1 protein-coding gene is annotated in these 1,921 nt (G+C 70.2%); it reads right to left on the bottom strand.

The genetic code is table 11. The features are described 5' to 3' along the window. Nucleotides 1–1,403 (bottom strand): L-aspartate oxidase (locus ETD83_RS41570; protein ID WP_138650726.1); only part of this gene is annotated, 1,403 nt, incomplete at its 3' end. Nucleotides 1,404–1,921 lie beyond the last annotated feature (518 nt).

Genomic DNA, 1,921 nt, shown 5'->3' with positions numbered 1-1,921 from the left:
CCCCTAGCCCACCCACGCGCTCCCCCGGGAACCACGCCCACCGAAAGACCACCAGGGGCCGTGCCATCCGCTAGGCCCGTTGCGGACGCGTGCGTCGTTGACACGGTTGCGAACGACGCAGGCGGGTGCCCTTCTCCGGCCAAGAGGCTGGGGGTCATTACCAGCTCGGCCTGAAGGGCAGTCGCGATGCGTTCGGCGAAGACAAGGCCCTCCAGAAGCGAGTTGGACGCCAGACGATTCGCGCCGTGGACACCGGTGCAGGCGACCTCACCGCAGGCGTAGAGGCCAGGGACGGACGTCCGTCCGTGCAGGTCCGTGCGGACACCTCCGCTCGCGTAGTGGGCGGCGGGAACGACCGGGATCGGCTCGGTCACGGGGTCGATGCCGTGGTGCCGGCAGGCGGCCAGGATGGTCGGGAAGCGGTTCTCCCACATCGTGGCGCCGAGGTGCCGGCCGTCCAGCAGCATGTGGGACACACCGGTCTCGTGCATCCGGTTCATGATGCCTTTGGCGACGACGTCACGCGGAGCGAGTTCCGCCAGGTCGTGGCGTCCGAGCATGAACCGCTCCCCGGAGTGGTCGACGAGATATGCGCCCTCGCCCCGCACGGCCTCCGAAATCAGCGGCTGCTGCCCGCGCGCACCCTCGCCGAGCCACAGCACGGTCGGATGGAACTGGACGAACTCAAGGTCGGCGACATCGGCTCCCGCCCGCAGCGCGAGCGCGACTCCATCGCCCGTGGAGACCTCGGGGTTCGTAGTGGCCGAGAACACCTGCCCCAGCCCGCCGGTGGCGAGCACGACCGCACGGGCCCGGACGGCGCCGACGCCGCCCGGCTGCCCTTCGCCCATCACGTGGAGGGTGGCCCCGGCCGCGCGTCCGGCCCCGTCCTTCAGCAGGTCGAGGACGAGCGCATGCTCGATGACCTCGACGCCGGAGTCCTTGATGGCGGCGAGGAGCGCACGGCTGATCTCCGCGCCGGTCGCGTCGCCGCCCGCATGGGCGATCCGGCGCCGGTGGTGGCCGCCCTCCCGGGTCAGCGCGATGTCACCACCACTGGAACGGTCGAAGGCGGTGCCCAGTTCGATGAGCCCGCGGACAGCGTCCGGCCCCTCGGTGACGAGAGCCCGGACCGCGTCCTCGTCGCACAGACCGACGCCGGCGGTGAGGGTGTCAGCGAGGTGTTCCTCGGGGGTGTCGTCGGGCGCGAGCGCCGCAGCGATCCCACCCTGCGCCCAGCGGGTCGACCCTGCGTCCAGCAGCGCCTTGGTGACGAGCAGCACCTGCCCGTGCGGACGGCACCGCAACGCGGCGACCAGGCCCGCGATACCGGAACCGATGACGACGACATCGGTCTCGGTGGTCCAGCCGGGGTCGGGGGCGACGAGAACGGAAGGGATCACGAACCCTCCTCAGGATCGGTTCTCGTCATTATGACCCTAACCTCTGACCACCCGAACGCCAGCCCCCCACATTCCACCTAAACCCCCAGAAACCAGCACCACCCACAAACCCCCGGACACCACCACGCCCGTTGCCCACAGAGCCACCAAGCCAGCCAAGAACCCAGATCAAGCCAGCTCACCGAATCAAGCGGATCCACAAGCCGAGCAAGCCCGCCACACACCAGCCCAGGCCACCGCACAGCCCGGCCCACCGCACAGGCAAGGCCACCACGCCAGCCCCAGATCACCGCCTCAGCCCCAGATCGCCATGTCGGTCGCCGCGCCGCAAGATCACATCGCCGAGGCCAGGTCACTACATCAGGGCGGGTCGCGCGGGATCGCTGCGCCGGGTCAGGTCATTGCGTCGAACGCGAGGTGCGTTGCCTCAGGCGAGGGTGGTGTTCCGGGCGCGGCTTCCGGGTGGGGTGGCCTAGCGGTGGATTTGGTCGCCGCGGATTTGGGAGGTGCCGGGGACG

The sequence above is a fragment of the Actinomadura soli genome, assembly GCF_005889715.1.
In the GTDB taxonomy this organism is placed as follows: domain Bacteria; phylum Actinomycetota; class Actinomycetes; order Streptosporangiales; family Streptosporangiaceae; genus Spirillospora; species Spirillospora soli.
This window is presented reverse-complemented; position numbering and strand designations above follow the sequence as displayed.